Here is a 26,362-nt window from a genome sequence, read left to right as displayed (position 1 = left end):
CCCCGCTGTCAGTCCCACCAGAACGCCCAGTGGCCGACGCCGGTCACCGCCTCGTCGGCGTAGGCGCGCACGCTCCCGGAGCCCTGCCAGACGTTGTCGGGGCAGAACGCGAAGTGCTCGGCGGCCACCGGCAGGGCCGCGGCCGTCGTCGGGGGCGGGGCGGCCACGGACACGTGGAGCTCGTCGAAGCCGAGCGCGATGACCCGGGCGCCGAACCGCTCCTCCCACGAGCGCAGGACGGCGCTGATGAGGGCCGTGTCGTTCTCGTGGTTCACCGGTCCCCGCCAGCCCATGGCGGTGGGTACGTCGGCTCCCCGGCCGGCGGGGACCAGCGCGAGGCGCGGTCCCGGCAGGACCCCGTCCCGGATCAGCCCGTCCGCGAGGGCGAGGGCGGCCTCCTCCGGATCCTCCCGCGGGGTCCGGCCTTCCGCCAGACCCGGCCAGTCCCGGCCGAAGGGGGCTGTGAGCCCGGCGCCGTCGGGGCCCTCCCCCTCCTCCGGGTCGGGGACGACCTCGGCCCAGAACTCGCGCAGGACCGGCTCGACGTGGTGGTCGTCGGGGTCGGACATCGAGGCGGGGCTCAGCTCGTCGCGCAGCCACCAGCTCTCCAGGCCGCGCCGCTCCTGGAACAGCACCGCCTGAAGGCCGGCGCCGGCCAGGGCGAGGCCCGCGCGGCAGGCGGCGAGCGCGCCGACGCCGACGGGCCCGTCGGACACCCACAGCAGCGGCTCCCGCCGCGCCTTGGGCCACGGCAGGGTCCGTCCGCCAGGCCGGTCGATCAGCGTGCCCGGCGGCAGCTCCAGCCCGAGGGCGCGGCCTCGCGGGTCGTCGGCCAGCACGGACAGCGGGTTCCGCGCCTTCGGCGGCGCCTTCGGCTTCGACTTCGACGGACTCTGCGGATTCGTCACGCCTTCGACGCTAGCCGCCGCCACTGACAACGCCCTTCGGGCGAACGGCTGGTGACGCCCGGAGGGCTACGCTTCGGGCTTGGCCTTGAGCTTGGCCCAGACCGCCTCCAGCGCGGCTATGTCCGCGTCGTCGAGGCGGTCGTCGAAGACCTCGGCGAGGGCCTCGCGGCGGGTGGCGTCGGCCTCCGCGAAGGCGCGGCGGCCCGCCTCGGTGAGGGCGATGCCCACGGACCGGGCATCCGTCGGGGACGGGACCCGTTCGACCAGGCCGCGGGCGCGGAGGGAATCGGCGACGCGGGAGACCTGGCTGCGGCTGAGCAGGGTCTTGGCCCCGAGCTCGGAGGGGGCGACCGGCTCGTTCTGGACGCTGAGCCACAGCATGACCTCGAACCACGACAGCGGCAGGTCGTGCCGGCGCGTGAGCGCTTGGTCGACACGCGCGGTGAGGGTGGTTCCGGCCCAGACCAGACCGTAGAAGGCGTGGTCGCGGGCGGTGAGGCCGTCCAGATTGAGATTCGTGTGCGCCATACGGGAAGGATACCGGGTTGCGTGCACACGCACACATCGTTAATGTGTGTGTGCACGCACAAACCTTAGGAGCCTTCCATGAGCACCAGCACCGCCGCCAAGACCGTCCTCATCACCGGCACCTCCTCCGGCATCGGCCTGGCCGCCGCGGTCGCCGCCGCCCGGGCCGGCTGGCACACCGTCGCCACCATGCGCGACACCACCCGCGCCGACGCCCTGAACAAGGCCGCCGCCGAAGCCGGCGTCGCCGACCTCGTCCAGGTCAAGCGGCTCGACGTGACCGACGCGGAGTCCGTGGCCGCGTGCGTGGCCGAGGTCGTCGCCGAGCACGGGCACCTCGACGCCGTGGTGAACAACGCGGGCGCCGGCTTCGTGGGCACCATCGAGCAGCACGACATGGACCGGCTGCGGCAGGTCATGGAGGTCAACTTCTTCGGCGTCGCCGAGCTCACCCGGACCGCGCTCCCCCACCTGCGCGCCTCGGGCGGCCGGGTCATCACCGTGACGAGCGTCGGCGGGGTGATCGGTCAGCCGTTCAACGAGTCCTACTGCGCCGCCAAGTTCGCCGTCGAGGGCTTCATGGAGTCCCTGGCCCCGGTCGCCGCGGCCATGGGCGTCCAGGTGTCCGTCATCGAGCCGGGCGCCGTGGCCAGCGAGTTCGTGAACAACGTGGGGCTCGACATTCCCGCGCTGCTCGCCCAGGCGGGCCCCTACGCCCCGGCGCTGCAGGGCTACATCAACCACGCCCTGCAGTCCTTCGGCAGCGACACCGCCCAGACCTCGGAGCAGGCCGCGGCGCCGGTCATCGACGCCCTGACCGCCGAGAAGATGCCGTTCCGGATCCAGACCTCGGACTGGGCCCGCACCTTCGTGGGCATGAAGCTCGCCGACCTCGACGGCTCCGCCGTCCAGACCGAGATGACGAACTGGCTCAGCTGACCGGCGGCGTACCGCAGACACCGGCGGGGCCGCGGAGACGCCCCGCCGGAAACCCCTCAGAGCAGGCCGGCCGCCGACAGCAGGTACGCCACCATCGGGTCGTAGAAACGCGGGTCGCGGACGTGGTCGTCGAGGGGGACCGCCACCTGGAGGGTGCCCTCGGCCTCGCCGAGGAACAGCGCCGGGTCGTTGCAGTCCGCGTACCCCACCGCGTCCAGCCCGCGCTGCGCCGCGCACCCCGCCCAGCCGTGGTCGGCGACGACCAGGTCGGGCTGGGGGCGGCCGGAAGCCGCCAGGCCGTCCAGGATCGCGGCCATCGGCTCCGGCGAGTGGGTGTGCCACAGCGTGGCGCCCCGCTCCAGCACCGCGACGTCCGCGAACTGCCACACCGAGCCCTCGTCCGCCACCAGCCCGGACGGGATCACCACGATCTCGCAGCCCGCGGCGCGCAGCGCCGCCGCCGTGGCCCGGTGGACGTCCAGCAGCCCGCCCGGGTGGCCCGTGGCGAGCAGCACGCTCTGCCGGTCCAGGGCGGCCTTCCGCAGCCGCGCCGCCATCCGGTCCAGGCCGGAGACGGTCAGCTCGGGGTCGATCGTGTCCTGGCCGAAGCGGTGCGCGGCGTCGTCGACGACCCCGACCCGCTCCGCCATCACGGCGAGCACGTCCTGCTCGTCGGTCCAGCGGTCGCCCAGCTCCAGGCCGAGCCAGTAGTGCCGGTCGCCGTTGGCGAGCTTGCGGTAGTGCGACAGGTTGTTCTCACGGGGCGTCGCCACCTGGCCCGAGATCCGGGTGCGGACCAGATGGTCGACGAGTTCGGCGCGGCTCGGTACGTGCGTCTCTATCGGCTTCGGCATGCGGCCCATTCTGCCGTCGCCGGACGCCGGACGCCGGTGCCATTTCGACCAGCGGACGCGTCGCCTCACCCCGACAGCGCCCCGAACGCCCCGTGTGCGAGCCGCCGCAGCAGGGATTCCGTCGCCTCCCGGCCGAGCGCGGCCAGGTGCGGGGTGGAGTTGAGCAGGCCGAAGACGGCGTGCACGGACACCCGCACCTCGGCCTCGCCGACCTCCGGGTGCAGCTCCCGGACGACCTCCACCCACAGCTCGACGTACTGCCGCTGCAGCTGCCGGACGAGCTTGCGGTCGGCCTCCCTGAGCCGGTCCAGCTCCCGGTCGTGCAGGGTGATCAGCGCCCGGTCGTCGAGCGCGAAGTCGATGTGCCCGTCGATGAGGGAGGCCAGTACGCCGTCCGGGTCGCCCGCGGCCGCGGCCACCCGGTGGCGGCCACCCGTCAGCAGCCGCTCGCTGATCCCGACGAGCAGCTCGGCCAGCATGGCGTCCTTGCCCGCGAAATGGCGGTAGAGGCCGGGGCCGCTGATACCGACCGCGGCCCCTATCTCGTCCACGCCGACGCCGTGGAACCCGCGCGCGGCGAAGAGGCGCGCGGCCTCGCTGAGGATCTGCTCGCGACGGGTCGGGGCGGCGGCTCTGGTGCTCATGGGAATCCATTCTAGACAGGGCCGTTAGCGCTCGTTAACCTAAGCTGTACATGCGTTAACGCTCATTAACAGCGTGCACCGAGCAAGGGAGCTCGACCGATGCAGCAGGCACCAGTGCTGACGAGCGCCGCGGACCCGGCGTCCGAGGCCTGGCGGACCAACGAGGCCGCCCACCGCGAGCTCACCGAGGGGCTGCGCGCCCGGCTCGACGCGGCCCGGCTCGGCGGCGGCGAGAAGGCCCGCGCCCGCCACACCGCCCGCGGGAAGCTGCTCCCCCGCGACCGCGTGGACGCCCTCCTCGACCCCGGATCGCCCTTCCTGGAGCTGGCCCCGCTGGCCGCCGAGGGCATGTACGGGGGCGCGGCCCCGGCCGCCGGGGTCATCGCCGGGATCGGCCGGGTCAGCGGCCGCGAGTGCGTGATCGTCGCGAACGACGCCACCGTCAAGGGCGGCACGTACTACCCGATGACCGTCAAGAAGCACCTGCGCGCGCAGGAAGTGGCCCTGGAGAACCGTCTCCCCTGCCTCTACCTCGTCGACTCGGGCGGCGCCTTCCTCCCCATGCAGGACGAGGTCTTCCCCGACCGGGAGCACTTCGGCCGCATCTTCTACAACCAGGCGCGCATGTCCGGCGCCGGCATCCCGCAGATCGCCGCCGTCCTCGGCTCCTGCACGGCGGGCGGCGCGTACGTCCCGGCGATGAGCGACGAGGCCGTCATCGTCCGCGGCCAGGGCACGATCTTCCTCGGCGGCCCGCCGCTGGTGAAGGCCGCCACCGGCGAGGTGGTCACGGCCGAGGAGCTCGGCGGCGGCGAGGTCCACTCCCGGATCTCCGGCGTCACCGACCACCTCGCGGAGGACGACGCGCACGCGCTGCGGATCGTACGGAACATCGTGGCGACCCTGCCCGAGCGCGGGGCCCTGCCCTGGTCGGTCGAGGCTCCGGAAGAGCCGAAGGTGGATCCGTACGGGTTGTACGGCGCGGTCCCGGTCGACTCGCGCACCCCGTACGACGCCCGCGAGATCATCGCCCGGATCGTGGACGGCTCCCGCTTCCAGGAGTTCAAGTCGGAGTTCGGCCAGACGCTGGTCACCGGCTTCGCCCGGATCCACGGCCACCCGGTCGGGATCGTCGCCAACAACGGCATCCTGTTCTCCGAATCCGCCCAGAAGGGCGCGCACTTCATCGAGCTGTGCGACCAGCGCGGGATCCCGCTCCTCTTCCTCCAGAACATCTCGGGCTTCATGGTCGGCCGCGACTACGAGGCCGGCGGCATCGCCAAGCACGGCGCCAAGATGGTCACGGCCGTGGCGTGCACGCGGGTCCCGAAGCTGACGGTGGTCGTCGGCGGCTCGTACGGGGCCGGCAACTACTCGATGTGCGGGCGGGCGTACTCGCCGCGCTTCCTGTGGATGTGGCCCAACGCCAAGATCTCGGTGATGGGCGGCGAACAGGCCGCGTCCGTGCTGGCGACCGTCAAGCGGGACCAGATCGAGGGCGCGGGCCAGGAGTGGCCGCTCGAGGACGAGGAGGCCTTCAAGGCCCCGGTCCGGGCGCAGTACGAGGAACAGGGCAACGCCTACTACGCCACGGCGCGGCTGTGGGACGACGGGGTCATCGACCCGATGGAGACCCGGCAGGTGCTGGGGCTGGCCCTGACGGCTTGTGCGAACGCTCCCCTGAGCGACTCCGCTTTCGGCATCTTCCGTATGTGACGTGAGGACCACTTCGATGTTCAGCACTGTTCTGGTCGCGAACCGGGGCGAGATCGCGGTACGGGTCATCCGCACGCTGCGGCAGCTCGGCATCCGCTCCGTGGCCGTCTTCAGCGACGCGGACGCGGACGCGCGGCACGTACGGGAGGCCGACACGGCCGTCCGGATCGGCCCGGCGGCGGCCGCCGAGAGCTACCTCTCGGTGGAGAAGCTGCTCGACGCCGCCCGCCGGACGGGGGCCGAGGCGGTCCACCCCGGCTACGGCTTCCTCGCCGAGAACGCGGCCTTCGCGGCGGCGTGCGCACAGGCGGGACTGGCCTTCATCGGGCCGCCGGCCTCGGCGATCTCCCTGATGGGCGACAAGATCCGGGCCAAGGAGACGGTGAAGGCGGCGGGCGTGCCCGTGGTGCCGGGCTCCTCGGGCAGCGGGCTGTCGGACGCCGAACTGGTCGCGGCGGCCGAGGAGATCGGCATGCCGGTACTGCTGAAGCCCTCGGCGGGCGGCGGCGGCAAGGGCATGCGGCTGGTCCGCGACGCCCGGCTGCTGGGCGAGGAGATCGCGGCGGCGCGCCGCGAGGCCCGGTCCTCCTTCGGCGACGACACGCTGCTCGTGGAGCGGTGGGTGGACCGGCCGCGGCACATCGAGATCCAGGTGCTGGCGGACGCGCACGGGAACGTGGTGCACCTGGGCGAGCGCGAGTGCTCGCTGCAGCGGCGCCACCAGAAGGTGATCGAGGAGGCCCCGTCGGTCCTGCTCACGCCGGAGCTGCGGGCCTCGATGGGCGCGGCGGCGGTGGAGGCGGCGCGGTCGTGCGGGTACGTCGGCGCGGGAACGGTGGAGTTCATCGTCCCCGGCGGGGACCCGTCCTCGTACTACTTCATGGAGATGAACACCCGCCTCCAGGTGGAGCACCCGGTGACGGAGCTGGTCACGGGGCTCGACCTGGTGGAGCAGCAGCTGCGGGTCGCGGCGGGCGCGGAGCTCGGCTTCGGGCAGGCCGACGTCACCCTGACCGGCCACTCCATCGAGGCCCGCGTCTGCGCCGAGGACCCGGCGCGCGGCTTCCTGCCGTCCGGCGGTACGGTGCTGGCGCTCTCCGAGCCGTCGGGCGGGTCCGTACGGACGGACTCCGGGCTGGTGGCGGGAGTCGACACGGGCTCCACGTACGACCCGATGCTGTCGAAGGTCATCGTCCACGGCCCCGACCGGGCGACGGCCCTGCGCATGCTGCGGGCCGCCCTCGCCGACACCGTGATCCTCGGCGTCCAGACCAACGCCGGCTTCCTGCGGAGGCTGCTGGCGCATCCGGACGTGGTCTCCGGCGACCTGGACACCGGCCTGGTCGAGCGCGACCTCCCCTCCCTCCTCCCGGAGGGCGTCCCGGACGAGGTGTTCGCGGCCGCGGCGCTGCTGTCCCTCCCGAGCCCCGCCCCTTCCCGCAACCCTGCCGGGGGCTCGGGGGAGCCGGGCTGGGTGGACCCCTTCGGGGCCGCCGACGGCTGGCGCCTCGGCGGTACCCCGGCCTGGACGGTGCACCACTTCCGCCTCCCGGGCCAGGACCCGGTCCAGGTCCGCACCCGTCCCGCCGGGCCGGGCTCCGGCGCCGCCCCCGCCACGGAGCTCCTCGTGGCCGCCGGCGCACCGGCCCGCGGCCGGATCGTCGCCCGCACCGCCGACCGCCTCACGGTCGAACTGGACGGCGCCACCCACCGCTTCGCGTACGCCGCTTCCCCTGAGGGGGTCTGGATCGGCCGGGAGGCGGACAGCTGGCACGTCCAGGACCACGACCCCGTCACCGCATCCCTCACCGGGGGCGCGAGGTCCGGCGCCGACACCCTCGCCGCCCCCATGCCCGGCACGGTCACCGTCGTCAAGGTGGCCGTCGGCGACAAGGTGGCCGCCGGGCAGAGCCTGCTCGTCGTCGAGGCGATGAAGATGGAGCACGTCATCTCCGCCCCGCACTCCGGCACCGTCACCGAGCTGGACGTCTCCCCCGGCACCACCGTGGCCATGGACCAGGTCCTGGCCGTCGTCACCCCGGACGAGGAAGACAAGGACGAGGAGGGGACGCAGTGAACGGGCTCCCCATGGCCTTCCCGGCCCCCGGACTGCCGGCGCGCGTGCGCATCCACGAGGTCGGGGCCCGCGACGGGCTGCAGAACGAGAAGACGGCCGTACCCACCGCCGTCAAGGCCGAGTTCATCCACCGGCTGGCCGCCGCCGGCCTCACCACCGTCGAGGCCACCAGCTTCGTGCACCCCAAGTGGGTGCCCCAGCTGGCCGACGCCGAGCAGCTCTTCCCCGAGCTGCGCGACCTCGCCGGGGTGCACCTGCCGGTCCTCGTCCCCAACGAGCGGGGGCTCGACCGCGCGCTCGCCCTCGGGGCCACCCGTATCGCCGTCTTCGGCTCGGCGACCGAGACCTTCGCCTCCCGCAACCTCAACCGGACCGTCGCCGAGTCCCTCGCCATGTTCGAGCCCGTCGTGGCCCGCGCCAAGGAGGGCCGAGCACACGTCCGCGGCTACCTCTCCATGTGCTTCGGCGACCCCTGGGAGGGACCGGTCCCGGTCCACCAGGTCGTCCGCGTGGCCAAGGCACTGCTCGACCTCGGCTGCGACGAGCTCAGCCTCGGCGACACCATCGGCGTCGCCACCCCGGGCCACGTCCAGACCCTCCTCGGCGAGCTGGGCGAGGAGGGCGTGCCGACCGACCGGATCGGCGTGCACTTCCACGACACCTACGGCCAGGCCCTGTCCAACACCCTCGCCGCACTCCAGCACGGGGTCACCACCGTCGACGCCTCCGCGGGCGGCCTCGGCGGATGCCCGTACGCGAAGAGCGCCACCGGCAACCTCGCCACCGAGGACCTGGTGTGGATGCTCGACGGCCTCGGCATCGAGACCGGTGTCGACCTGGCCGCCCTCACCGCCACGAGCGTGTGGATGGCCGAACAGCTGGGACGCCCCAGCCCCTCCCGTACCGTCCGCGCCCTCTCCCACAAGGAGTAACGAACATCATGGCCCTCGACCACCGGCTCACCCCTGAGCACGAGGAACTCCGCCGCACCATCGAGGCGTTCGCGCACGACGTCATCGCCCCCAAGATCGGCGACCTGTACGAGCGGCACGAGTTCCCGTACGAGATCGTCCGCGAGATGGGCCGCATGGGCCTGTTCGGCCTGCCCTTCCCGGAGGAGTACGGCGGCATGGGCGGCGACTACCTCGCCCTCGGCATCGCCCTGGAGGAGCTGGCCCGCGTCGACTCCTCGGTCGCGATCACCCTGGAGGCGGGCGTCTCGCTCGGCGCCATGCCCCTGTACCTCTTCGGCACCGAGGAGCAGAAGCGGCAGTGGCTGCCGAAGATGTGCGCCGGCGAGGTCCTCGGCGCCTTCGGCCTGACCGAGCCGGACGGCGGCTCCGATGCGGGCGGTACCCGCACCACCGCCGTCAAGGACGGTGACGAGTGGGTGATCAACGGTTCCAAGTGCTTCATCACCAACTCCGGTACGGACATCACCGGTCTGGTCACCGTCACGGCCGTCACGGGCCGCAAGGCCGACGGCCGCCCCGAGATCTCCTCGATCCTCGTCCCGTCCGGCACCCCGGGCTTCACGGTGGCCGCCCCGTACTCCAAGGTCGGCTGGAACTCCTCGGACACCCGCGAGCTGGCCTTCGACAACGTACGGGTGCCCCTGGCCAACCTGGTCGGCCAGGAGGGCCGCGGCTACGCCCAGTTCCTGCGCATCCTCGACGAGGGCCGCATCGCGATCTCGGCGCTCGCCACCGGCCTGGCCCAGGGCTGCGTGGACGAGTCGGTGAAGTACGCGAAGGAGCGCAAGGCCTTCGGCCGGCCCATCGGCGACAACCAGGCCATCCAGTTCAAGCTGGCGGACATGGAGATGCGCGCCCACATGGCGCGGATCGGCTGGCGTGACGCGGCCTCCCGCCTGGTGGCCGGGGAGCCCTTCAAGAAGGAGGCGGCGATCGCGAAGCTGTACTCCTCCACGGTCGCGGTGGACAACGCCCGGGACGCCACGCAGATCCACGGCGGCTACGGGTTCATGAACGAGTACCCCGTGGCCCGCATGTGGCGGGACTCCAAGATCCTGGAGATCGGCGAGGGCACCAGCGAGGTGCAGCGCATGCTCATCGCCCGCGAGCTGGGCTTCGCCGGCTAGCGGACCCGGCGTGAGCCGGACGTGGACGACCGCCGGGCCCCGACGGGGCCGGCGGTCGCTCGCTTCCCCTCCCTACGCCTGTTCGTGCTCCGCCTCGGAGACGAACGGCTGCAGGAAGTTCGCGATGTACTGCTCCACATCGGTGATCCGCTGCTCGAAGGCGTAGAGTTGGTCCCGCATGCCCGCCTTGGCCTGCTCGTCCTGCCGGGACTCCTCGATGTTGCGCTGGACGATGCCGATGAGGTCCTGGAGCTGGAGGTGGAGCGTTCCGCTGATCCCGCCCCACATCTCGCGCAGGTCGGCGGCGCGGCTGGCCGCGTACTGGCGGGCGGTCTGGTGCGCGGAGTCCTTCACGTGGGCGGCGAACTCCTCCGCGGCGCGCGTCTGCAGTTTGCCGGGGGCGAACAGGACCGCCCCCGAGGCGAGGAGCGGTCCGATGGCCGCGCCGATCGCGACGGCCACGCCGACCGGCGGAAGGGCCAGGCTGATCAGACCCGCCGCCGCCGCGGCGGCGGCCGCCCCGACGCCGAGCGCCGCACCGCCGCTCGCTCCGTACATCATGAGCGAGCTGGGGCGGAACATCAGCGGCACGTCGTCGCCGAGGAGGCGGCCCTCGCCCGCCTTGCCCTTGCCCGCCGCGATGGCCAGCGTGTAGATCAGGTGGTTCTGGTCCCGTTCCGCCTGGGAGCCGGTGAGTTCCGCACGGAGCTTGTCGAGGAGGTCTGCGTGCGCCCGGATCAGCGGTTCGAGCTGGCGCACCAGATCGCCCTGCCCCTCCTCGATGACCTGGTCGAGCTCCTGGGCGCAGAAGATCTGCATGCGCTCCTGGAGCTGGACCGTGTACGCCTCCATGAGCTCGTGCTGGGCGGCGACGCGGCCGCCCCTGGTGAAGGACCGGACGGCGCGGGTCAGGCGTCCGGGGCCGGTCGTGATGTGCCACTCGTGGATGTCGCTGCTGATGGCGGTGAGGAACTCGGCGAACTTTTTCTGCAGTTCCTGCTCGATGACGAGGATCTTGCTGCTGACGATGTCGCGGATCGCGTCGGCGCTGGTGCGCAACTGGTCCTGGGTGGACTGGCTGCGGTCGAGGAGGTCGCGCAGCTCCGCCGTCGACTTCATCAGGACCGCGCCCTCGTCGTGCAGGCGCACGCGCAGGTTGACGGCGTTGTGGCGCAGGAACTCGGCGAGGCGCACGAATTTCACCCGGGCCGCGTCGCGCATGCAGAAGACCTCCAGGGCGGACTCCAGCTGCCCGATCCCCGAGGCCCGCAGGCCCTCCTCGTCGCCGTCGGTCCGCGCGCGCAGGGCCTGGAGGGCGCTGATGAAGAAGACGTTGGCGGCCGGGCCGGATTCCCCGCTCAGCTCGGCGACCGCGTTGCGGCAGCGGCTCATCACCTCCGCCCGTTCCTCCTCATCGATCCGGTCGAACTGGTTGACCACGAAGAAGATGTCGCGGTGGCCGAGCTTCCTGACCCGGGTGAGGTAGTTCTCGGTCTCGTGGAGGGTGAACGGCCGTCCCGCGTCGGTGACGAACACGACGGCGTCCACCTCCTCCAGGTACCGCAGGGTCACCAGCTCGCGGTCGGCACTCTCGTTGATCCCGGCCGAGTCCACGATCTCGACGGACCTGCGCAGCAGCTCCAGCGGCTGCTCGACGACGGCCAGCGCGAAGGACGGGGTCCGGGGCGCGCCGTGCGCGTCGAGCTGGAGGGCCACCTCCCGCTTGAACTCCTCGGTCGTGACGGCCGTCTCACCGCCCCGCCGGTCCCCGTCCCGGTACAGCCAGGCCCGTTCGGTCTCGCCCCAGCGCAGGACCGTGGTGAAGGCGGTGGCCGGATTGGCCTTGGTGGGCAGCAGCCGTTTGCCCAGCAGGGCGTTGATCAGGGTGCTCTTGCCGCTGCTGAACTCGCCGAGCACCATGATGCGGAAGGTCTCGCGCTCGAAGACCGCCCCGTTGATCCCCAGGTCCAGTGCGCCGCCCGGGGTGCCGGGCGGGACGATGACGGCGGCGGCCTCGCCCGCCACCTGCTGCAGGCGCTGGTAGTACGAACGCAGCGTTCCGATGTTCTCGCTCCAGCCGCGGAACTGCACGGCCGGTGATTCCTGCCCGGCCGCCAACCGCCGGTTCTCGTGCGCCATCAGGCCCCTTCCAGGGGTAAGAGGAGAGCGTGCACGGAGCGGCTCAGCGTCCGCGCCGTGCTCTGGAGTGAACGCCAGTGGTCGAGGGACTCCGGCTGCGCGGCGACGGCCGTCGTGTGCAGCCGCCACCACTGCTCGTCGCGGTCCCGCGCCCGGCTCAGCAGGTGGTCGTAGACCTGGCCGATGCGCGCCTCGGTCCGTGCCACCTGCTCCGTGAACGCCGCCTCGACGATCCGTTCCAGGTCGTCGATGGCCCGTTCCCGGCGCTCCGCCTGGCCGTGTTCGAGTGCTTCGGTCACCAGCGCCGTACCGGCCGCTCCCGCGATCCGGCCCACGGCCTCGGCGGACATGGGGGTGACCACGCTCTCGATGGCCGTGCCGACGAACTCCGGCAGCCAGGAGGCGTCCCAGCCGGCGGCGTTCTGCGATTCCGCGGCGGCGGCCTCCTCCGCGACCCAGGGCAGGGCCGCGGCCGGTACGACCCGCCCCGCGTCGGGGGCGGCCAGGCCCTGGAACAGTTCCTCGCCGGGCCGGTTGCGGAGCAGGGCGGCGCGCAGCCGGCGGGTGTCGTCTTCCAGCGCCTGGTCGACCGCTTCGGTGATCCACGCCTCGAACCGCTGGAGGGCCTCGGCGGTGTACGGGATCGCGTGGAGGCGGATGAAGTGCTGCTCCTGCGGTGTCTCCAGCATCCGGGAGAAGCGCGCGGCGAGTTCACGCGCCGCGGCGGCCCGCCGCTTGCGCGCCTCGGCGGCGATCGTCTGCACGAGCACGGCGCGCCACTCACCGGCGTCTGCGCTGAGCACGATCCAGTGGAAGCGGGCGCTCTCGTGGGCCGTGTGCCAGATCTGGGCGGCCCGCGATCTGACGGGGTCGGGCCGGTCCACCTCCGCGAGCGCCCGCCCGGCGGCCTCCTCCACGAGGGCGCAGGTGGCGGCGAGGAGGTGCAGCCTGCGGATGGTCCGCAGTGCTCGGCGCAGCCGGATCCCGGCCAGGTGGCCCAGGACCGCGCGGAGCGGGTCGACTCCGTCGGCCTCCCCGGCCCCGGGTGCCGCGCCGGGCGCGGGGACCGGTCCGGGCAGCACCAACGCCTCGGGCGCCAGGCCCGGGACGAGGTGGTTGACGCGGCGCATGATGTCGGCCGCCTCGTCGTCGACTTCGGCGAGCTTGGTGACGACGACGGCGAGCGGAGGGCTGTGCGGGGCGGTGGCGAGCGCCTTGATGCGGGCCTGTTCGGTGGCGAGCAGCGCGCGGCGCGCCTCGGTGACGACGACCACCGCGTCGCAGTCGCCGACGATCCGGGCGAGGGCGGCGGTGTCGGGCTGCCGTACTCCGGACCAGCCTTCCCAGCCGGGGGTGTCGACGAGCTCCACACCGGTACGGGCCGCCCAGGACCCGGAGGGGACCTCGACCCGTACGGTACGAAGGCCGGTCGGCCCGGGGTCACCGGAGCCCGGGGGAGCCGCGGGAGGCCCCGATCCGGCGGACTGGCCGGATCCCGCCTGTCCGGCGGGGTCCGTGGAACCGTCGGACCCGGCGGCCCCTCCGGGCTCTCCCGGCTCCGCCTCTGCCGACTCCGCGACGTACGGGCGTACCAGCACGGGCGGCCCGTCCGTCGGGTGCACGGACACCGGCACGCACACCGCGCCGATCAGCTCGTTCACGAGGCGGGACTTTCCGACGTTGCTGCCGCCGACAACGCAGATCCGGGCCCGCGGGGATTCCGCGCGGCGGGCCGTGCGGCGGATCAGCGAGGCGGCGGAGTCGGCCCCGGCCCGGTCCGCCAGCAGGGCCACCCGTTCGGCGAGTTCAGCCTGCCGCGGCTCGCCTTCGTGCTCCTCCGTACCGGCCACAGTGCCGCCCACCCCACCCCGTCAGGACCTTCCGGCAGGGCCATGATGCCAACGGACGGGCCCGGGCGCCCCCGGTTCGGCGGGAAGGTCCCGCCGACGTGCCGGGGAGGAACGGGAGAGAGGGACCCGAGAAAAACTTAGGTCCCCCTTACCGTTTTCGGCCAAGGTTAGGCTAACCTTCCCTCCGAACGGCCCAGTGGTCGCCCGGCACGCACGAAAGCGGACATAGACATGCCCAAGTCCCGTACCTCCTACCTCTCCCGCCGCGGTCTCATCGCCGCCGGTGGCGCTCTCGGCCTCGTCGCGGCCCTCACCGCATGCGGCGGATCCGACTCGGCGAAGGGCGAGGCGGGCGACAAGGACAAGGGCGCCGCCGCCTCGGGCCCCTGGACCTTCAAGGACGACCTCGGCAAGGACATCAGCCTCAAGGCGAAGCCGAAGAACATCGTCGCGTTCACCGGGACCGCCGCCGCGCTGTACGACTACGGCATCCAGGTCAAGGGCGTGTTCGGTCCGACCAAGCTGGCCGACGGCAAGCCCGACGTGCAGGCCGGCTCGATGGACATCTCCAAGGTCGAGATCCTCGGCAACGTCTACGACGAGTTCAACGTCGAGAAGTACGCCTCCCTCCAGCCCGAGCTGCTCGTCACCAACACCTGGGACGGCACCTACTGGTACGTGCCCGAGGCCTCCAAGGACAAGATCCTGAAGCTGGCCCCGGCCGCCGCCGTCGGCGTCGGCGGCGACGTCTCCATGGACAAGGCCCTGGAGCGCACCGCGGACCTCGCCAAGTCCCTCGGCGCCGACATGAACGCCAAGTCCGCCGCCGACGGCAAGGCCCGCTTCGAGGCCGCCGCCGCCAAGGTCCGCGAGGCCGTCAAGGCCAACCCGGGCATCAAGGTCCTCGTCGGCTCCGGCTCCGCCGACCTCTTCTACGCCTCCTCCCCCGACACCTCGGCCGACCTGAAGTACTTCAAGTCCCTGGGCGTCGAGTTCATCACCCCGGACAAGCTGGGCGAGGGCAACTTCTTCGAGAGCCTGAGCTGGGAGAACGCCGGCAAGTACAAGGCCGACCTGGTCCTGCTCGACAACCGCACCGGCACCCTCCAGCCGGAGGAGCTGAAGGCCAAGCCGACCTGGGCCGAGATGCCCGCCGTCAAGGCCGGCCAGGTCGCCCCGCGCGTGACCGAGCCGATCTACTCGTACGACAAGTGCGCCAAGATCCTCGAGGACCTCGCCAAGGCCATCCAGGGCGCCAAGAAGGTCAGCTGACCCTCGGCCGGCCCACCCGCCTCCGGCGCCCCGACCAGGCGCCGCTTCCACTCCCAGGGGGGACTCTCCGCATGACCGCCACCGCATCCGACGCGACCGCCTCCGAAGCCGTCCCGGCCGCCGCCCACTTCCGGTTCTTCGAACTCGAAGTGCTGCGCACCCGCCGGCTCGGGCACTCGTTCCTGCGGGTCACGTTCGGCGGGGAGTCCCTCGCGGACTTCCGTTCGGGCGGCTACGACCAGAGCCTCTCGCTCTTCCTGCCGCCCGCGCACGAGGAGCACACGGTGCTCCCGTCCACCGACGAGGACACCTGGTTCGGCGCCTGGCGGGCGATGCCCGACGCCGACCGCCCGGTGATGCGCTCGTACACCGTGCGCGAGCAGCGCCGTACGCCCGGGGGCGCGGACGAGGTCGACATCGACTTCGTCCTGCACGGTGACTCTTCGCCCGCCTCGCGCTGGGCCGGACGGGCCGTCACCGGCCGCCGGATCATGGCGATCGGCCCGGCCGTCGCGGAGAACAAGTCCGTACGGTTCCAGCCACCGGCCGCCACCGACGCACTGGTGATGTACGCGGACGAGACGGCGCTCCCCGCGGCCGCCGCGATCCTGGAGCGGCTCCCCGCCGGAACGCGGGTCGCTGCCTGGTTCGAGGTCCCGCACGCCGACGACCGGCTCGCCCTCGCGACCCCCGCCGACGCCGAGATCACCTGGATCGTGCGGGAGGGCGGCGCGGGCAAGGAGCGCGCCGAACGCGTGCTGGAGGCGCTCCGAGCAGCGCAACTCCCGGCCGCCGAAGCTCCGTACGTCTGGCTCGCGGGCGAGGCGGGCACCGTTCGGGCGGTCCGCCGGCACATCGTGCAGGAACGTTCCATCGACCGGCGCACCGTGCGCTTCACGGGCTACTGGCGCCTCGGCGCGAGCGAGGAGGAACTCCTCGCCGAGGCGTACTCGGGACAGGCGGCCAGCGAGGACCCCGCCTCCGCGCTGTAGCACCAACCCCCTTTGTTCACACCCGAGTTGAGAGATGGGCCCCGGCTTTTGGCCGGGGCCCATCCCCATTTGGCGTGACACTTAGGTTAGGCTAACCTAAGGAACATCTTCCCCACCCCCCTCTCCCCCTGCCCGGAGGAACGTTGATGCGCTCGCATCTGCTGAATGAGACGACCGCTGACCTGTACCGGCGTTCCGTCACGGAAGGCGTCGAGCGCGTCGCCGCGAAACTCGCGACCACCGAGCGTCCGCACACCGGCATATCCGTGGACGAACTCGCCCCGGTCATCAACGGGATCGACCTGGACCGGCCGCTGGAGGACGCGGCCGCCGTCCTCGACGAGCTGGAAGAGGTCTACCTGCGCGACGCGGTGTACTTCCACCACCCGCGCTACCTGGGCCACCTCAACTGCCCGGTCGTCATCCCGGCCGTCCTCGGCGAGGCCGTCCTCTCGGCCGTCAACTCCTCCCTGGACACCTGGGACCAGTCCATCGGCGGCACGCTCATCGAGCGCCGGCTCATCGACTGGACCGCCGAGCGCATCGGCCTCGGCCCGGACGCGGACGGCATCTTCACCTCCGGCGGCAGCCAGTCCAACTTCCACTCCCTGCTGCTGGCCCGCGACGAGGCCTGCCGCACGGTGATGCAGAACAGCGACCGCCCGCTCGCGAAGTCCGAAGTCCTGCCGAAGCTGCGCATCTTCACCTCCGAGGCCAGCCACTTCAGCGTCAAGAAGTCGGCCGCCATGCTCGGACTCGGCTACGAGGCCGTCATCGCCGTCCCGGTCGACCGCAACCGCCGCATGGACACCTCGGTGCTCGCCCTGGAGCTGGAGAGCTGCGTCCGCGAGGGCCTGTTCCCGATGGCCGTCGTCGCCACCGCCGGCACCACCGACTTCGGGTCCATCGACCCGCTCCCCGAGATCGCCCGCCTGACCGCCGAGCACTCCACCTGGATGCACGTGGACGCCGCGTACGGCTGCGGACTTCTGGTCTCCCCGACCCGCCGGCACCTGCTCGACGGCATCGAGCACGCGAACTCGGTCACCGTCGACTACCACAAGTCGTTCTTCCAGCCGGTCAGCTCCAGCGCGATGCTCGTGCGCGACCGCGACACCCTCAAGCACGCCACGTACCACGCCGACTACCTCAACCCCCGCCGCATGGCGGAGGAGCGGATCCCCAACCAGGTCGACAAGTCCATCCAGACCACGCGCCGCTTCGACGCGCTCAAGCTCTGGATGACCCTGCGCACCATGGGCGCGGACGGCCTCGGCTCGCTCTTCGACGAGGTCATCGACCTGGCCGCCGCCGGCTGGGACATCATCGACGCCGATCCGCGCTTCGAGGTCGTCGTCCGCCCGCAGATCTCCACCCTGGTCTTCCGCTACGTCCCCCGCCCCGAAGGCGTGGAGGTCCGCAAGGACCTCGTCGACGAGGCCAACCTGCACGCCCGCAAGGCGCTGTTCGCCTCCGGCGAGGCCGTCGTCGCCGGCACCAAGGTGGACGGGGACCAGTACCTGAAGTTCACCCTCCTCAACCCGCAGACCACGACGGCCGACATCGCGGCCGTCCTCGACCTCCTCGCCGCACACGCCGAGCAGTTCCTGGGAGAATCCCTTGCCGTCCACCACTGAGCCCCACGACTTCATCGGCATCGGCCTCGGTCCCTTCAACCTGGGACTCGCCTGCCTGACCGCGCCGATCGCCGAGCTCGACGGTCTGTTCATCGAGTCGAAGCCGCACTTCGAGTGGCACGCCGGGATGTTCCTGGACGGCGCCCACCTGCAGACGCCGTTCATGTCGGACCTGGTCACCCTCGCCGACCCGACCTCGCCCTTCTCCTTCCTGAACTACCTGAAGGACAAGGACCGGCTGTACTCCTTCTACATCCGGGAGAACTTCTACCCGCTGCGGACCGAGTACAACGACTACTGCCGCTGGGCAGCCGACCGCCTCGACAACGTGCGGTACTCCACCTCCGTCACGGAGGTCACGTACGACGAGCAGGCCGAGGTGTACGAGGTCCACACCGACCGCGGCGAGACCCACCGCGCCCGCCGCCTGGTCCTGGGCACCGGCACCCCGCCGCATCTCCCGCAGGCCTGCGCCGGCGTGGGCGGCGACTTCACGCACAACTCCGCGTACATGCAGAACAAGGCGGAGCTCCAGCAGAAGAAGTCGATCACGCTCATCGGCTCCGGCCAGAGCGCGGCGGAGATCTACTACGACCTGCTGTCCGAGATCGACGTGCACGGCTACCAGCTCAACTGGGTGACCCGCTCCCCGCGGTTCTTCCCGCTGGAGTACACGAAGCTGACGCTGGAGATGACCTCCCCGGAGTACGTGGACTACTTCCACGCGCTGCCCGAGGAGACCCGCTACCGGCTCGAGACCCAGCAGAAGAACCTCTTCAAGGGCATCGACGGCGAGCTCATCAACGCCATCTTCGACCTGCTCTACCAGAAGAAGGTCACCTCGCCGGGCCCGGTCCCGACCACCCTGCTGACCAACACCTCGCTGAACTCCGCGGCGTACGACACCACCACGGGCACGTACACCCTGGGGCTGCGCCAGGAGGAGCAGGAGCGCGACTTCTCCCTCGCCACCGAGGGCCTGGTCCTCGCGACGGGGTACAAGTACACGCTGCCGGAGTTCCTGAACCCGGTGCGCGAGCGCCTCGCCTTCGACGGCCACGGCCGGCCGGACGCGGCCCGCAACTACAGCATCGACGTGACCGGCCGCGGGGTCTTCCTGCAGAACGGCACGGTGCACAACCACTCCATCACCTCGCCCGACCTGGGCATGGCCGCGTACCGCAACGCGTACATCGTCGGTGAGCTCCTCGGCCGCGAGTACTACAAGGTCGAGAAGTCCATCGCGTTCCAGCAGTTCGCGGCCCCGGAAGGCACCCACGCATGAGCACCGCCGCAGAAATCCTCTACACGCGCAGCGACGCCGCCCTCGGCAGCTTCGCCATCCGCCCGCTGGACCCCTTCGCCGACGCGGAGCTGCTCCACGGCTGGGTCACGCACCCCAAGGCCTCGTTCTGGATGATGCAGGACGCCTCGCTGCCGGACGTCGAGCGCGAGTACATGCGCATCGCCGCCCACGAGCACCACGACGCCTTCATCGGCCTCCACGAGGGCCGTCCGGCCTTCCTGATGGAGAAGTACGACCCGAGCAGGCTGGAGCTGGTGGGCCTGTACGAGGCCCGGCCCGGCGACGTCGGCATGCACTTCCTCGTCGCCCCGAGCGACCGGCCGCTGCACGGCTTCACCCGCGCCGTGATCACCACGGTGATGGCGGCCCTGTTCGCCGACCCGGAGACCGAGCGCGTCGTGGTGGAGCCGGACGTGGAGAACACGGCCGTGCACGCCCTGAACGAGGCCGTCGGCTTCGTCCCCGACGGCCCCGTCCGGAAGCCCGAGAAGACGGCCCTGCTGAGCTTCTGCACCCGCGCGCAGTTCGAGGCGGCCACCGGCGTGACGGGAGCCTCCATATGAGCCTCACCGACGCGATCTCGCACCTCTCCCCCGAACTGTGGGCCCGCGCGAACCGCGCGCTGGTCCGCAAGGCCCTGGCGGAGTTCTCGCACGAGCGCCTGCTGACCCCGGAGCCGCTCGACGGCTCCGACCGCGCGTACTCGGTCCTCAGCGACGACGGCTCGGTCGAGTACCGCTTCACCGCGGCCCGCCACGCCCTGGAGCACTGGGCGGTGGACGAGGCCTCGGTCACCCGCCTGCGGGACGGCGCCGAGCTCCCGCTGGACGCCCTCGACTTCCACATCGAGATGCGCGAGACCCTGGGCCTGAGCGCGGAGGTCCTGCCGGTCTACCTGGAGGAGATCTCCTCCACCCTGGCCGGCTCGGGCTTCAAGTACACGAAGCCTCAGGTCCCGTCCGCCGTGCTCGCGAAGTCCTCCTTCCAGGACATCGAGACCGGCATGACCGAGGGCCACCCCTGCTTCGTGGCCAACAACGGCCGGCTGGGCTTCGGCGTGCACGAGTACCTCTCGTACGCCCCGGAGACGGCGAGCCCCGTGCACCTGGTGTGGGTGGCCGCCCGCAAGGACGTCTCCACCTTCACCGCGGGCGCGGGCCTGGAGCACGACGCGTTCATGCGCGACGAGCTGGGCGAGGCCGCCGTCGCGGGCTTCGAGGCCAAGCTCTCCGCCCTGGACCTGGACCCGGCCGACTACCACTTCCTGCCGGTCCACCCCTGGCAGTGGTGGAACAAGACCACGGTCACCTTCGCGGCCGAGATCGCGAACCGCCGTCTGGTGCTGCTCGGCGAGGGCGAGGACGCGTACCTGGCCCAGCAGTCGATCCGGACGTTCTTCAACACCACGACGCCGACCAAGCACTACGTGAAGACCGCCATCTCGGTCCTCAACATGGGCTTCATGCGCGGCCTGTCGGCCGCGTACATGGAGGCCACCCCGGCGATCAACGACTGGCTGCACCAGCTGATCGAGGGCGACGAGGTCCTGCGGTCGGTGGACTTCTCGATCATCCGCGAGCGCGCGGCGATCGGCTACCACCACCGCCAGTACGAGCGCGCCACCGACCGGTACTCGCCGTACCGCAAGATGCTGGCCGCCCTGTGGCGCGAGTCCCCGGTCAACCACCTCCGGGACGGCGAGCGCCTGGCGACGATGGCCTCGCTCCTGCACGTCGACTCCGAGGGCAAGTCCTTCGTGGGCGCGTTGATCGAGGAGTCGGGGCTCACCCCGTCGCAGTGGCTGAAGCCGTACCTGAAGGCCTACCTGCTCCCGCTCCTGCACTGCTTCTACCAGTACGACCTCGCGTACATGCCGCACGGCGAGAACACGATCCTCGTCATCGAGAACGGCGTGGTGAAGCGGGCGATCTTCAAGGACATCGCCGAGGAGATCGTGGTCATGGACCCCGACGCGGTGCTCCCGCCGGCCGTCGAGCGCGTCAGGGCCGACATCCCGGAGGACATGAAGCTCCTGTCGATCTTCACGGACGTCTTCGACTGCTTCTTCCGCTTCCTGGGCTCGATCCTGGCCACGGAGGGGATCTGCGAGGAGGAGACCTTCTGGCGGGCGGTCGCGGAGTGCGGCGGCGACTACCAGGAGTCGATGCCGCAGCTCGCGGAGCGCTTCGAGCGCTACGACCTGTTCGCCGAGGAGTTCCAGCTGTCCTGCCTGAACCGGCTCCAGCTGCGCAACAACAAGCAGATGGTGGACCTCGCCGACCCGGCGGCCGCCCTCCAGCTGATCGGCACCCTCAAGAACCCCGTCGCGCCTTACGCATCGCGACGGTGATCAAAGGGGCGGGTGCGCTGCCGAATACGGTCCCTCGGCAGCGCACCCGCTCCCCTCGCCCGAGGACGTGTCCGCGGAGCCCTGACTGGCCCTCTTCGCGGACACGCCTCGGGCGTCCTCGTTCCTGCGGCTACGTCCAGGGGACGTCCGGCGCCCGGTAGTACGTGATGTCCTGGGCGTCCAGCCGCGGGGCCTGCGCCGCGACACGCCGGCTGTACTCGGTCCAGTTGCGCGGGCCCGGGCTCCAGCCCAGTTCCGCCAGGCCCAGCACCCGCGGGAAGGCCATGAACTCCAGGTCCGCGCGGGTCGCGATCGTCTCCGTCCACAGCGGCGCCTCGACACCGAGGACCGCGGACTCCGGGACCCCGGCCGCGGCCAGGTACGTCCCCGGATCCCAGTCGTAGGCCCGGCGCACCGGGACGAAGCCCGCCCACGCCAGACCCGGCTTCGTCGTCAGGTCGTACTTCATGTCCAGGTACAGCCGGTCCGCGGGCGACAGGATCAGCGGGTGGCCCGCCTTCGCCGCCGCGGCCACCGCCGCCTTCTCGGCGGCCGCCGTCCGGTCGTGGCCCCAGTACTGGAGCACCGCGCCGGGCGCCGGGCGGGCCGTCGCCAGCTGGTGCCAGGCCACCACCGTCTTGCCGTGGCGCCCGACGATCTGCTGGGCCCGGTCCATGAACGCCGCGTAGTCCGCCGCCGGCGTGGAGTGCGCCTCGTCACCGCCGATGTGCAGGTAGCGGCCCGGGGTCAGCTCGGCCAGCTCGCCGAGCACGTCGTCGACGAATTCGTACGTCCGCTCCTTGCCCACGCACAGCGAGCTGAAGCCGACCTTGATCCCGGTGTAGCGCTCGCGCGCCTTCCCGTCGCAGTTCAGCTCCGCGTAGGAGGCCTGGGCCGCGTTCACGTGGCCGGGCATGTCGATCTCCGGGACCACGTCCACGTACCGCTCCGCCGCGTACGCCACCAGGTCCCGGTACTGGTCCTTCGTCCAGTGGCCGCCCGGCCCGCCGCCGACCTCGCTGCCACCGCCGTACTCCGCCAGCCGCGGCCAGGAGTCGACGGCGATCCGCCAGCCCTGGTCGTCGGTCAGGTGCAGGTGCAGCGTGTTGACCTTGTACTGGGCCAGCTGGTCCACGTACCGCTTGACCTGCTCCGCCGTGAAGTGGTGGCGGGCGATGTCGAGCATGGCCCCCCGGTACGCGAACCGCGGCGCGTCGGTGATCTCGCCGCCGGGCACCGTGCCGGGACCGGTCGGCGGCAGCAGCTGGCGCAGCGTCTGGCCCGCGTGGAAGAGCCCCGCCGGGGTCCGGGCGGTCAGCGTGACCCCGCCCGGACCGGACTCCAGCCGGTACCCCTCGGCCCCGGTCGCCCCGGCCCCCTCGTCGAGCCGCAGCCGGATCCCGTCGCCGTCGGCCCCGTCGACCACCGGCAGCGGGAGCCCGCTCGGGCCCCTGAGCTGCTCCGCGAGGAGCTCGCCGACCCTCCGGACCTCCTCGTCGCCGCCCGGGCCGGTACGGATGACCGTGCCCGCGCCGACGGCGTAGCCCGGGCCCGCGGCGCGGGCGGAGGCGGGCGCCGGCAGGAGCTGTGCGTAGGGGGCGAGGGCGGCCGGGCGCCCGTCCCCGGGTCTGGCGTCGGCCTCGGGGGACGCGGCGCAGGAGACGGCCGCGCCGAGGACCAGGAGTGTGCCGAGCGTGCGTCGCAGGACTCTCATAGGGCAGGTATAGGCCAACTGGCGTGCCGGGGCCGGTGCGAGAATCGACGGATGGCGGAAATCATCCAGAAGGACGGCACATGGACGTTCGACGGGGACGCGGTGCGGATCGTGCCCGGCCGCGACAAGGGGGTGGGGCTGCTGCGCCAGACGCTGGGAGAGGTGGTCGTCCCGCTGCGCGCGCTCGCCGGGATCAGCCACGAACCGGGCCGCAGGGCGGGCCGGTTGAGGCTGAAGCTGCGTGACGGCGCCGACCCGCTGCTCCAGGTGACGGGCGGGCGGCTGCCGGAGGCCTCCGATCCGTACCGGCTGACGGTGGACGCGGACCGGACCGGGGTGGCGGAGTACTTCGTGGACGAGGTGCGGAGCGCGCTGCTCCTGGACCAGGTGGATCCCGGACCGGTCGACGCGTACCTGCTGCCGGGGCCGGCCGTGCCGATCACGGTGGCGGCGGGGGACGGGACGGTGGCCTTCGACGGCGTCCGGGTGGCGCTGGACTGGAACTGGACCACGGAGGAGGCCAAGAGCTCCGGCGGGCCGCGCGAGTTCCGCGTCGCGGACCTGCGGACGGTGGAGTGGTCGCCCTCGAAGGGCCTGGACAACGGATGGATCCGGTTCACCCTGGCCGGCGCCCCGGCGGCTCCCGCGCCCAAGTACGACCCGTACACGGTGGAGCTGTTCGGCTTCAAGAAGGACCCGCTGATGGCGCTGGTCGCGGCGGCCGTGGCGGTACGGATGCCCCATCCGCGGGGCGCCGAGGTACCGGCCGAGCCCGCCCCGGCCCTGGCCAAGGCCCCGGTGCCGGAGCTCGCGGCCTCGGCCCCCGAGCCGGCGGCCCCGGAGGACCACGACGCCCTGCTGCGCCGGCTGCGCGAGCTCGGTGATCTGCACCAGGGCGGCATCCTCACGGCCGAGGAGTTCGCCGCGGCCAAGCAGGCCGTTTTGCGTCGGTTCTGACCCTTATCGCCACTCTTCCATGACCGGATTTACACCCTCCACTGGTCTGGACCAGAGGGATCCTGCCCGATTGCGGGCAGGATCTTTGCGTTCACGGCCGCGGGCAGTCAGTATCTACGGGTGCTCGACCGCCGCCCGTCTCATGACGATCTCGTCGACCACCTGGTGCGCAGCACCGCGCTGCAGCGCGGCGAGGCCGCCCGGGTGGTGCTCGACGTACTCGCGTACTTCGACGAGACGACCGAGGAATTCGTGCGCCGCCGCCACCGTGAGCTCCAGTCCGGCGGCGCGGTCAACGCGGAGATCTTCGAACGGATCGCGGCCGAGCTGCCGCACCGCGCCGTGGCGCCGCCGGAGCTCTCGCTCCGGCAGCTGCGCCGCATCGTCTACGGCTGAGCGACAGGGCCGGCCGACGGCCAGGCGCGGCGACAACAGCGGCAAGGGCAACCGAACTTCAGGAGGGGCAAGACTTTATGTGCGGAATCGTGGGTTACATCGGCAAGCGTGACGTGGCACCGCTGCTGCTGGAAGGCCTGCAGCGACTGGAGTACCGCGGGTACGACTCCGCGGGCATCGTCGTCAACAACCCGAAGTCCCCCGCGCTCAAGGTGGTCAAGGCCAAGGGCCGGGTCCGCGAGCTGGAGTCCCGGGTCCCCAAGCGCTTCGCCGGCACCACCGGCATCGCCCACACCCGCTGGGCCACCCACGGCGCGCCGAGCGACATCAATTCGCACCCGCACCTCGACGCCGAGAACAAGGTCGCGGTCGTCCACAACGGCATCGTCGACAACGCCGCCGAGCTCCGCGTCAAGCTGGAGTCCGAAGGGGTCGTCTTCGTCTCGGAGACCGACACCGAGGTCATCGTCCACCTGATCGCGCGCTCCCAGGCCGACACCCTCGAGGAGAAGGTCCGCGAGGCCGTCAAGGCGATCGAGGGCACGTACGGCATCGCCGTCATGCACGCCGACTTCGCCGACCGCATCGTCGTGGCCCGCAACGGCTCCCCGGTGATCCTCGGCATCGGCGAGAAGGAGATGCTCGTCGCCTCCGACGTGGCCGCGCTCGTCGCCCACACCCGCCAGGTCGTCACCCTCAACGACGGCGAGATGGCCACTCTGAAGGCCGACGACTTCCGCACCTACACCACCGGCGGCGCCACCACCACGGCCACGCCGGAGACCGTGGAGTGGGAGGCCGCCTCGTACGACATGGGCGGCCACGACACCTACATGCACAAGGAGATCTCCGAGCAGCCCGACGCGGTCGACCGCGTGCTGCGCGGCCGGATCGACGACCGCTTCAACACCGTGCACCTGGGCGGCCTGAACCTGGACCCGCGCGAGGCGCGCGGCATCCGCCGGGTCAAGATCCTGGGCTGCGGCACCTCGTACCACGCGGGCCTGATCGGCGCCGGCCTCATCGAGAGCATGGCCCGCATCCCCGCGGACGCCGAGCCGGCCTCGGAGTTCCGCTACCGCAACCCGGTCGTGGACCCCGACACCCTCTACATCGCCGTCTCCCAGTCCGGCGAGACGTACGACGTGCTGGCCGCCGTGCAGGAGCTCAAGCGCAAGGGCGCCCGCGTCCTGGGCGTCGTCAACGTGGTGGGCTCCGCGATCGCCCGCGAGGCCGACGGCGGCGTGTACGTGCACGCCGGCCCCGAGGTCTGCGTCGTCTCCACCAAGTGCTTCACCAACACGGTCGTGGCGTTCGCGCTGCTCGCCGTGCACCTGGGCCGGATCCGGGACCTGTCGGTGACCGACGGCAAGCGGATCATCGAGGGCCTGCGCAAGCTGCCCGCGCAGATCCAGGAGATCCTCGAGGGCGAAGAGGACATCAAGAAGCTGGCGGCCGAGTACGCCGAGGCCAAGTCGATGATGTTCATCGGCCGGGTCCGCGGCTACCCGGTGGCCCTGGAGGCCTCCCTCAAGCTCAAGGAGATCTCCTACATCCACGCCGAGGCCTACCCGGCCTCCGAGCTCAAGCACGGCCCGCTCGCGCTCATCGAGCCGGCGATGCCGACGGTCGCGATCGTCCCGGACGACGACCTGCTGGAGAAGAACCGCGCGGCGCTGGAGGAGATCAAGGCCCGCAGCGGCCGGATCCTCGCGGTCGCCCACCGCGAGCAGGAGAAGGCCGACCACACCATCCTCGTGCCCAAGAACGAGGACGAGCTGGACCCGATCCTGATGGGCATCCCGCTCCAGCTGCTGGCGTACCACACGGCCCTGGCCCTGGGCCGGGACATCGACAAGCCGCGCAACCTGGCGAAGTCCGTCACGGTCGAGTAGTCGCACCTGCTCACCAGGCACGCGGAACGGCCCCCGGGGATTCCCCGGGGGCCGTTCCCGTGCGTCCGCTTCCGACGTCCGCCCGCG

Annotated in this window: 21 protein-coding genes; 14 read left to right on the top strand and 7 right to left on the bottom strand. The window is 71.7% G+C overall.

The features are described 5' to 3' along the window. Positions 1-8: 8 nt before the first annotated feature. Complete coding sequence (locus tag ACFYZS_RS13520; RefSeq protein ID WP_389010756.1) at positions 9-908, bottom strand: DUF4253 domain-containing protein; 900 nt, start codon at positions 906-908, stop codon at positions 9-11. Between the two features lie 66 nt (positions 909-974). Beyond that, positions 975-1,436: a MarR family winged helix-turn-helix transcriptional regulator gene (locus ACFYZS_RS13515; RefSeq protein WP_389010753.1), complete on the bottom strand. Its 462-nt coding sequence runs from the start codon at positions 1,434-1,436 to the stop codon at positions 975-977. Between the two features lie 78 nt (positions 1,437-1,514). Between ACFYZS_RS13515 and ACFYZS_RS13510 the strand changes: the two genes are divergently transcribed. Next, positions 1,515-2,375: an SDR family NAD(P)-dependent oxidoreductase gene (locus ACFYZS_RS13510; RefSeq protein WP_389010750.1), complete on the top strand. Its 861-nt coding sequence runs from the start codon at positions 1,515-1,517 to the stop codon at positions 2,373-2,375. Between the two features lie 56 nt (positions 2,376-2,431). Here the strand turns inward: ACFYZS_RS13510 and ACFYZS_RS13505 are convergent, their stop codons facing one another. Together ACFYZS_RS13505 and ACFYZS_RS13500 are read right to left on the bottom strand one after the other, a co-directional pair. Next, the gene (locus ACFYZS_RS13505) at positions 2,432-3,238 is read right to left on the bottom strand and encodes a phosphatase (protein WP_389010747.1); all 807 of its coding nucleotides are present in this window, start codon (positions 3,236-3,238) and stop codon (positions 2,432-2,434) included. Positions 3,239-3,294: 56 nt separating this feature from the next. Next, positions 3,295-3,873 carry a TetR/AcrR family transcriptional regulator gene (locus tag ACFYZS_RS13500; RefSeq protein WP_366101563.1) on the bottom strand — a complete coding sequence of 193 codons (579 nt, stop codon included), beginning with the start codon at positions 3,871-3,873 and terminating at the stop codon, positions 3,295-3,297. A gap of 99 nt (positions 3,874-3,972) precedes the next feature. On the opposite strand from ACFYZS_RS13500, the gene ACFYZS_RS13495 reads away from it, so the two are divergent. The 4 genes from ACFYZS_RS13495 to ACFYZS_RS13480 are packed head-to-tail and all read left to right on the top strand — an operon-like array spanning position 3,973 to position 9,767. After that, positions 3,973-5,589 carry a carboxyl transferase domain-containing protein gene (locus ACFYZS_RS13495; protein ID WP_389010744.1) on the top strand — a complete coding sequence of 539 codons (1,617 nt, stop codon included), beginning with the start codon at positions 3,973-3,975 and terminating at the stop codon, positions 5,587-5,589. A 16-nt stretch (positions 5,590-5,605) separates the two neighbouring features. Further along, positions 5,606-7,666 (top strand): acetyl/propionyl/methylcrotonyl-CoA carboxylase subunit alpha, encoded by a 2,061-nt coding sequence (locus ACFYZS_RS13490; RefSeq protein WP_389010741.1) that lies wholly within the window; start codon positions 5,606-5,608, stop codon positions 7,664-7,666. 11 nt (positions 7,667-7,677) lie between these two features. Continuing rightward, complete coding sequence (locus ACFYZS_RS13485; protein ID WP_389011647.1) at positions 7,678-8,598, top strand: hydroxymethylglutaryl-CoA lyase; 921 nt, start codon at positions 7,678-7,680, stop codon at positions 8,596-8,598. 8 nt (positions 8,599-8,606) lie between these two features. Next, entirely contained in the window at positions 8,607-9,767 is a 1,161-nt protein-coding gene (locus tag ACFYZS_RS13480; protein WP_389010738.1) for an acyl-CoA dehydrogenase family protein, read from the top strand. 72 nt (positions 9,768-9,839) lie between these two features. On the opposite strand, the gene ACFYZS_RS13475 is transcribed toward ACFYZS_RS13480, so the two are convergent. Then, a complete protein-coding gene (locus tag ACFYZS_RS13475; protein ID WP_389010736.1) occupies positions 9,840-11,906 on the bottom strand; it encodes a dynamin family protein in 2,067 nt (688 codons plus the stop codon). Further along, positions 11,906-13,768 (bottom strand): hypothetical protein, encoded by a 1,863-nt coding sequence (locus ACFYZS_RS13470; protein ID WP_389010733.1) that lies wholly within the window; start codon positions 13,766-13,768, stop codon positions 11,906-11,908. The genes ACFYZS_RS13475 and ACFYZS_RS13470 overlap by 1 nt, the downstream gene beginning before the upstream one ends. 219 nt (positions 13,769-13,987) lie before the next feature. Between ACFYZS_RS13470 and ACFYZS_RS13465 the strand changes: the two genes are divergently transcribed. The 6 genes from ACFYZS_RS13465 to ACFYZS_RS13440 all read left to right on the top strand — a co-directional run bounded on the left by ACFYZS_RS13465 (position 13,988) and on the right by ACFYZS_RS13440 (position 21,313). Then, on the top strand, positions 13,988-15,028 hold the full coding sequence (locus ACFYZS_RS13465) for an ABC transporter substrate-binding protein (protein WP_389010731.1): 1,041 nt from the start codon (positions 13,988-13,990) through the stop codon (positions 15,026-15,028). A 71-nt stretch (positions 15,029-15,099) separates the two neighbouring features. Further along, entirely contained in the window at positions 15,100-16,020 is a 921-nt protein-coding gene (locus tag ACFYZS_RS13460) for a siderophore-interacting protein (RefSeq protein WP_389010728.1), read from the top strand. 146 nt (positions 16,021-16,166) lie between these two features. Then, on the top strand, positions 16,167-17,657 hold the full coding sequence (locus ACFYZS_RS13455) for a pyridoxal phosphate-dependent decarboxylase family protein (protein ID WP_389010725.1): 1,491 nt from the start codon (positions 16,167-16,169) through the stop codon (positions 17,655-17,657). Beyond that, complete coding sequence (locus ACFYZS_RS13450) at positions 17,641-18,942, top strand: lysine N(6)-hydroxylase/L-ornithine N(5)-oxygenase family protein (RefSeq protein ID WP_389010722.1); 1,302 nt, start codon at positions 17,641-17,643, stop codon at positions 18,940-18,942. The genes ACFYZS_RS13455 and ACFYZS_RS13450 overlap by 17 nt, the downstream gene beginning before the upstream one ends. Continuing rightward, positions 18,939-19,526: a GNAT family N-acetyltransferase gene (locus ACFYZS_RS13445; protein ID WP_389010719.1), complete on the top strand. Its 588-nt coding sequence runs from the start codon at positions 18,939-18,941 to the stop codon at positions 19,524-19,526. The genes ACFYZS_RS13450 and ACFYZS_RS13445 overlap by 4 nt, the downstream gene beginning before the upstream one ends. Continuing rightward, positions 19,523-21,313, top strand: coding sequence for an IucA/IucC family protein (locus ACFYZS_RS13440; protein WP_389010716.1), 1,791 nt, complete (start codon positions 19,523-19,525; stop codon positions 21,311-21,313). The genes ACFYZS_RS13445 and ACFYZS_RS13440 overlap by 4 nt, the downstream gene beginning before the upstream one ends. Before the next feature lie 130 nt (positions 21,314-21,443). Here ACFYZS_RS13440 and ACFYZS_RS13435 read toward each other — a convergent pair whose 3' ends face one another. After that, positions 21,444-23,027 (bottom strand): beta-N-acetylhexosaminidase, encoded by a 1,584-nt coding sequence (locus ACFYZS_RS13435; protein ID WP_389010713.1) that lies wholly within the window; start codon positions 23,025-23,027, stop codon positions 21,444-21,446. A gap of 51 nt (positions 23,028-23,078) precedes the next feature. Here ACFYZS_RS13435 and ACFYZS_RS13430 point away from each other — a divergent pair, with 51 nt between their 5' ends. The 3 genes from ACFYZS_RS13430 to glmS all read left to right on the top strand — a co-directional run bounded on the left by ACFYZS_RS13430 (position 23,079) and on the right by glmS (position 26,275). Beyond that, on the top strand, positions 23,079-23,984 hold the full coding sequence (locus tag ACFYZS_RS13430) for a DUF4429 domain-containing protein (protein WP_389010710.1): 906 nt from the start codon (positions 23,079-23,081) through the stop codon (positions 23,982-23,984). Positions 23,985-24,104: 120 nt separating this feature from the next. Beyond that, positions 24,105-24,380 (top strand): hypothetical protein, encoded by a 276-nt coding sequence (locus tag ACFYZS_RS13425; protein ID WP_030008735.1) that lies wholly within the window; start codon positions 24,105-24,107, stop codon positions 24,378-24,380. Positions 24,381-24,457: 77 nt separating this feature from the next. After that, entirely contained in the window at positions 24,458-26,275 is a 1,818-nt protein-coding gene (gene glmS, locus ACFYZS_RS13420) for a glutamine--fructose-6-phosphate transaminase (isomerizing) (RefSeq protein WP_389010707.1), read from the top strand. Positions 26,276-26,362: the final 87 nt, after the last annotated feature.

The organism is Streptomyces sp. NPDC001903, assembly GCF_042891345.1.
Lineage (GTDB): Bacteria > Actinomycetota > Actinomycetes > Streptomycetales > Streptomycetaceae > Streptomyces.
Note: the sequence above shows the minus strand (reverse complement) of the source record. Positions and strands in the feature narration are given on the sequence as shown.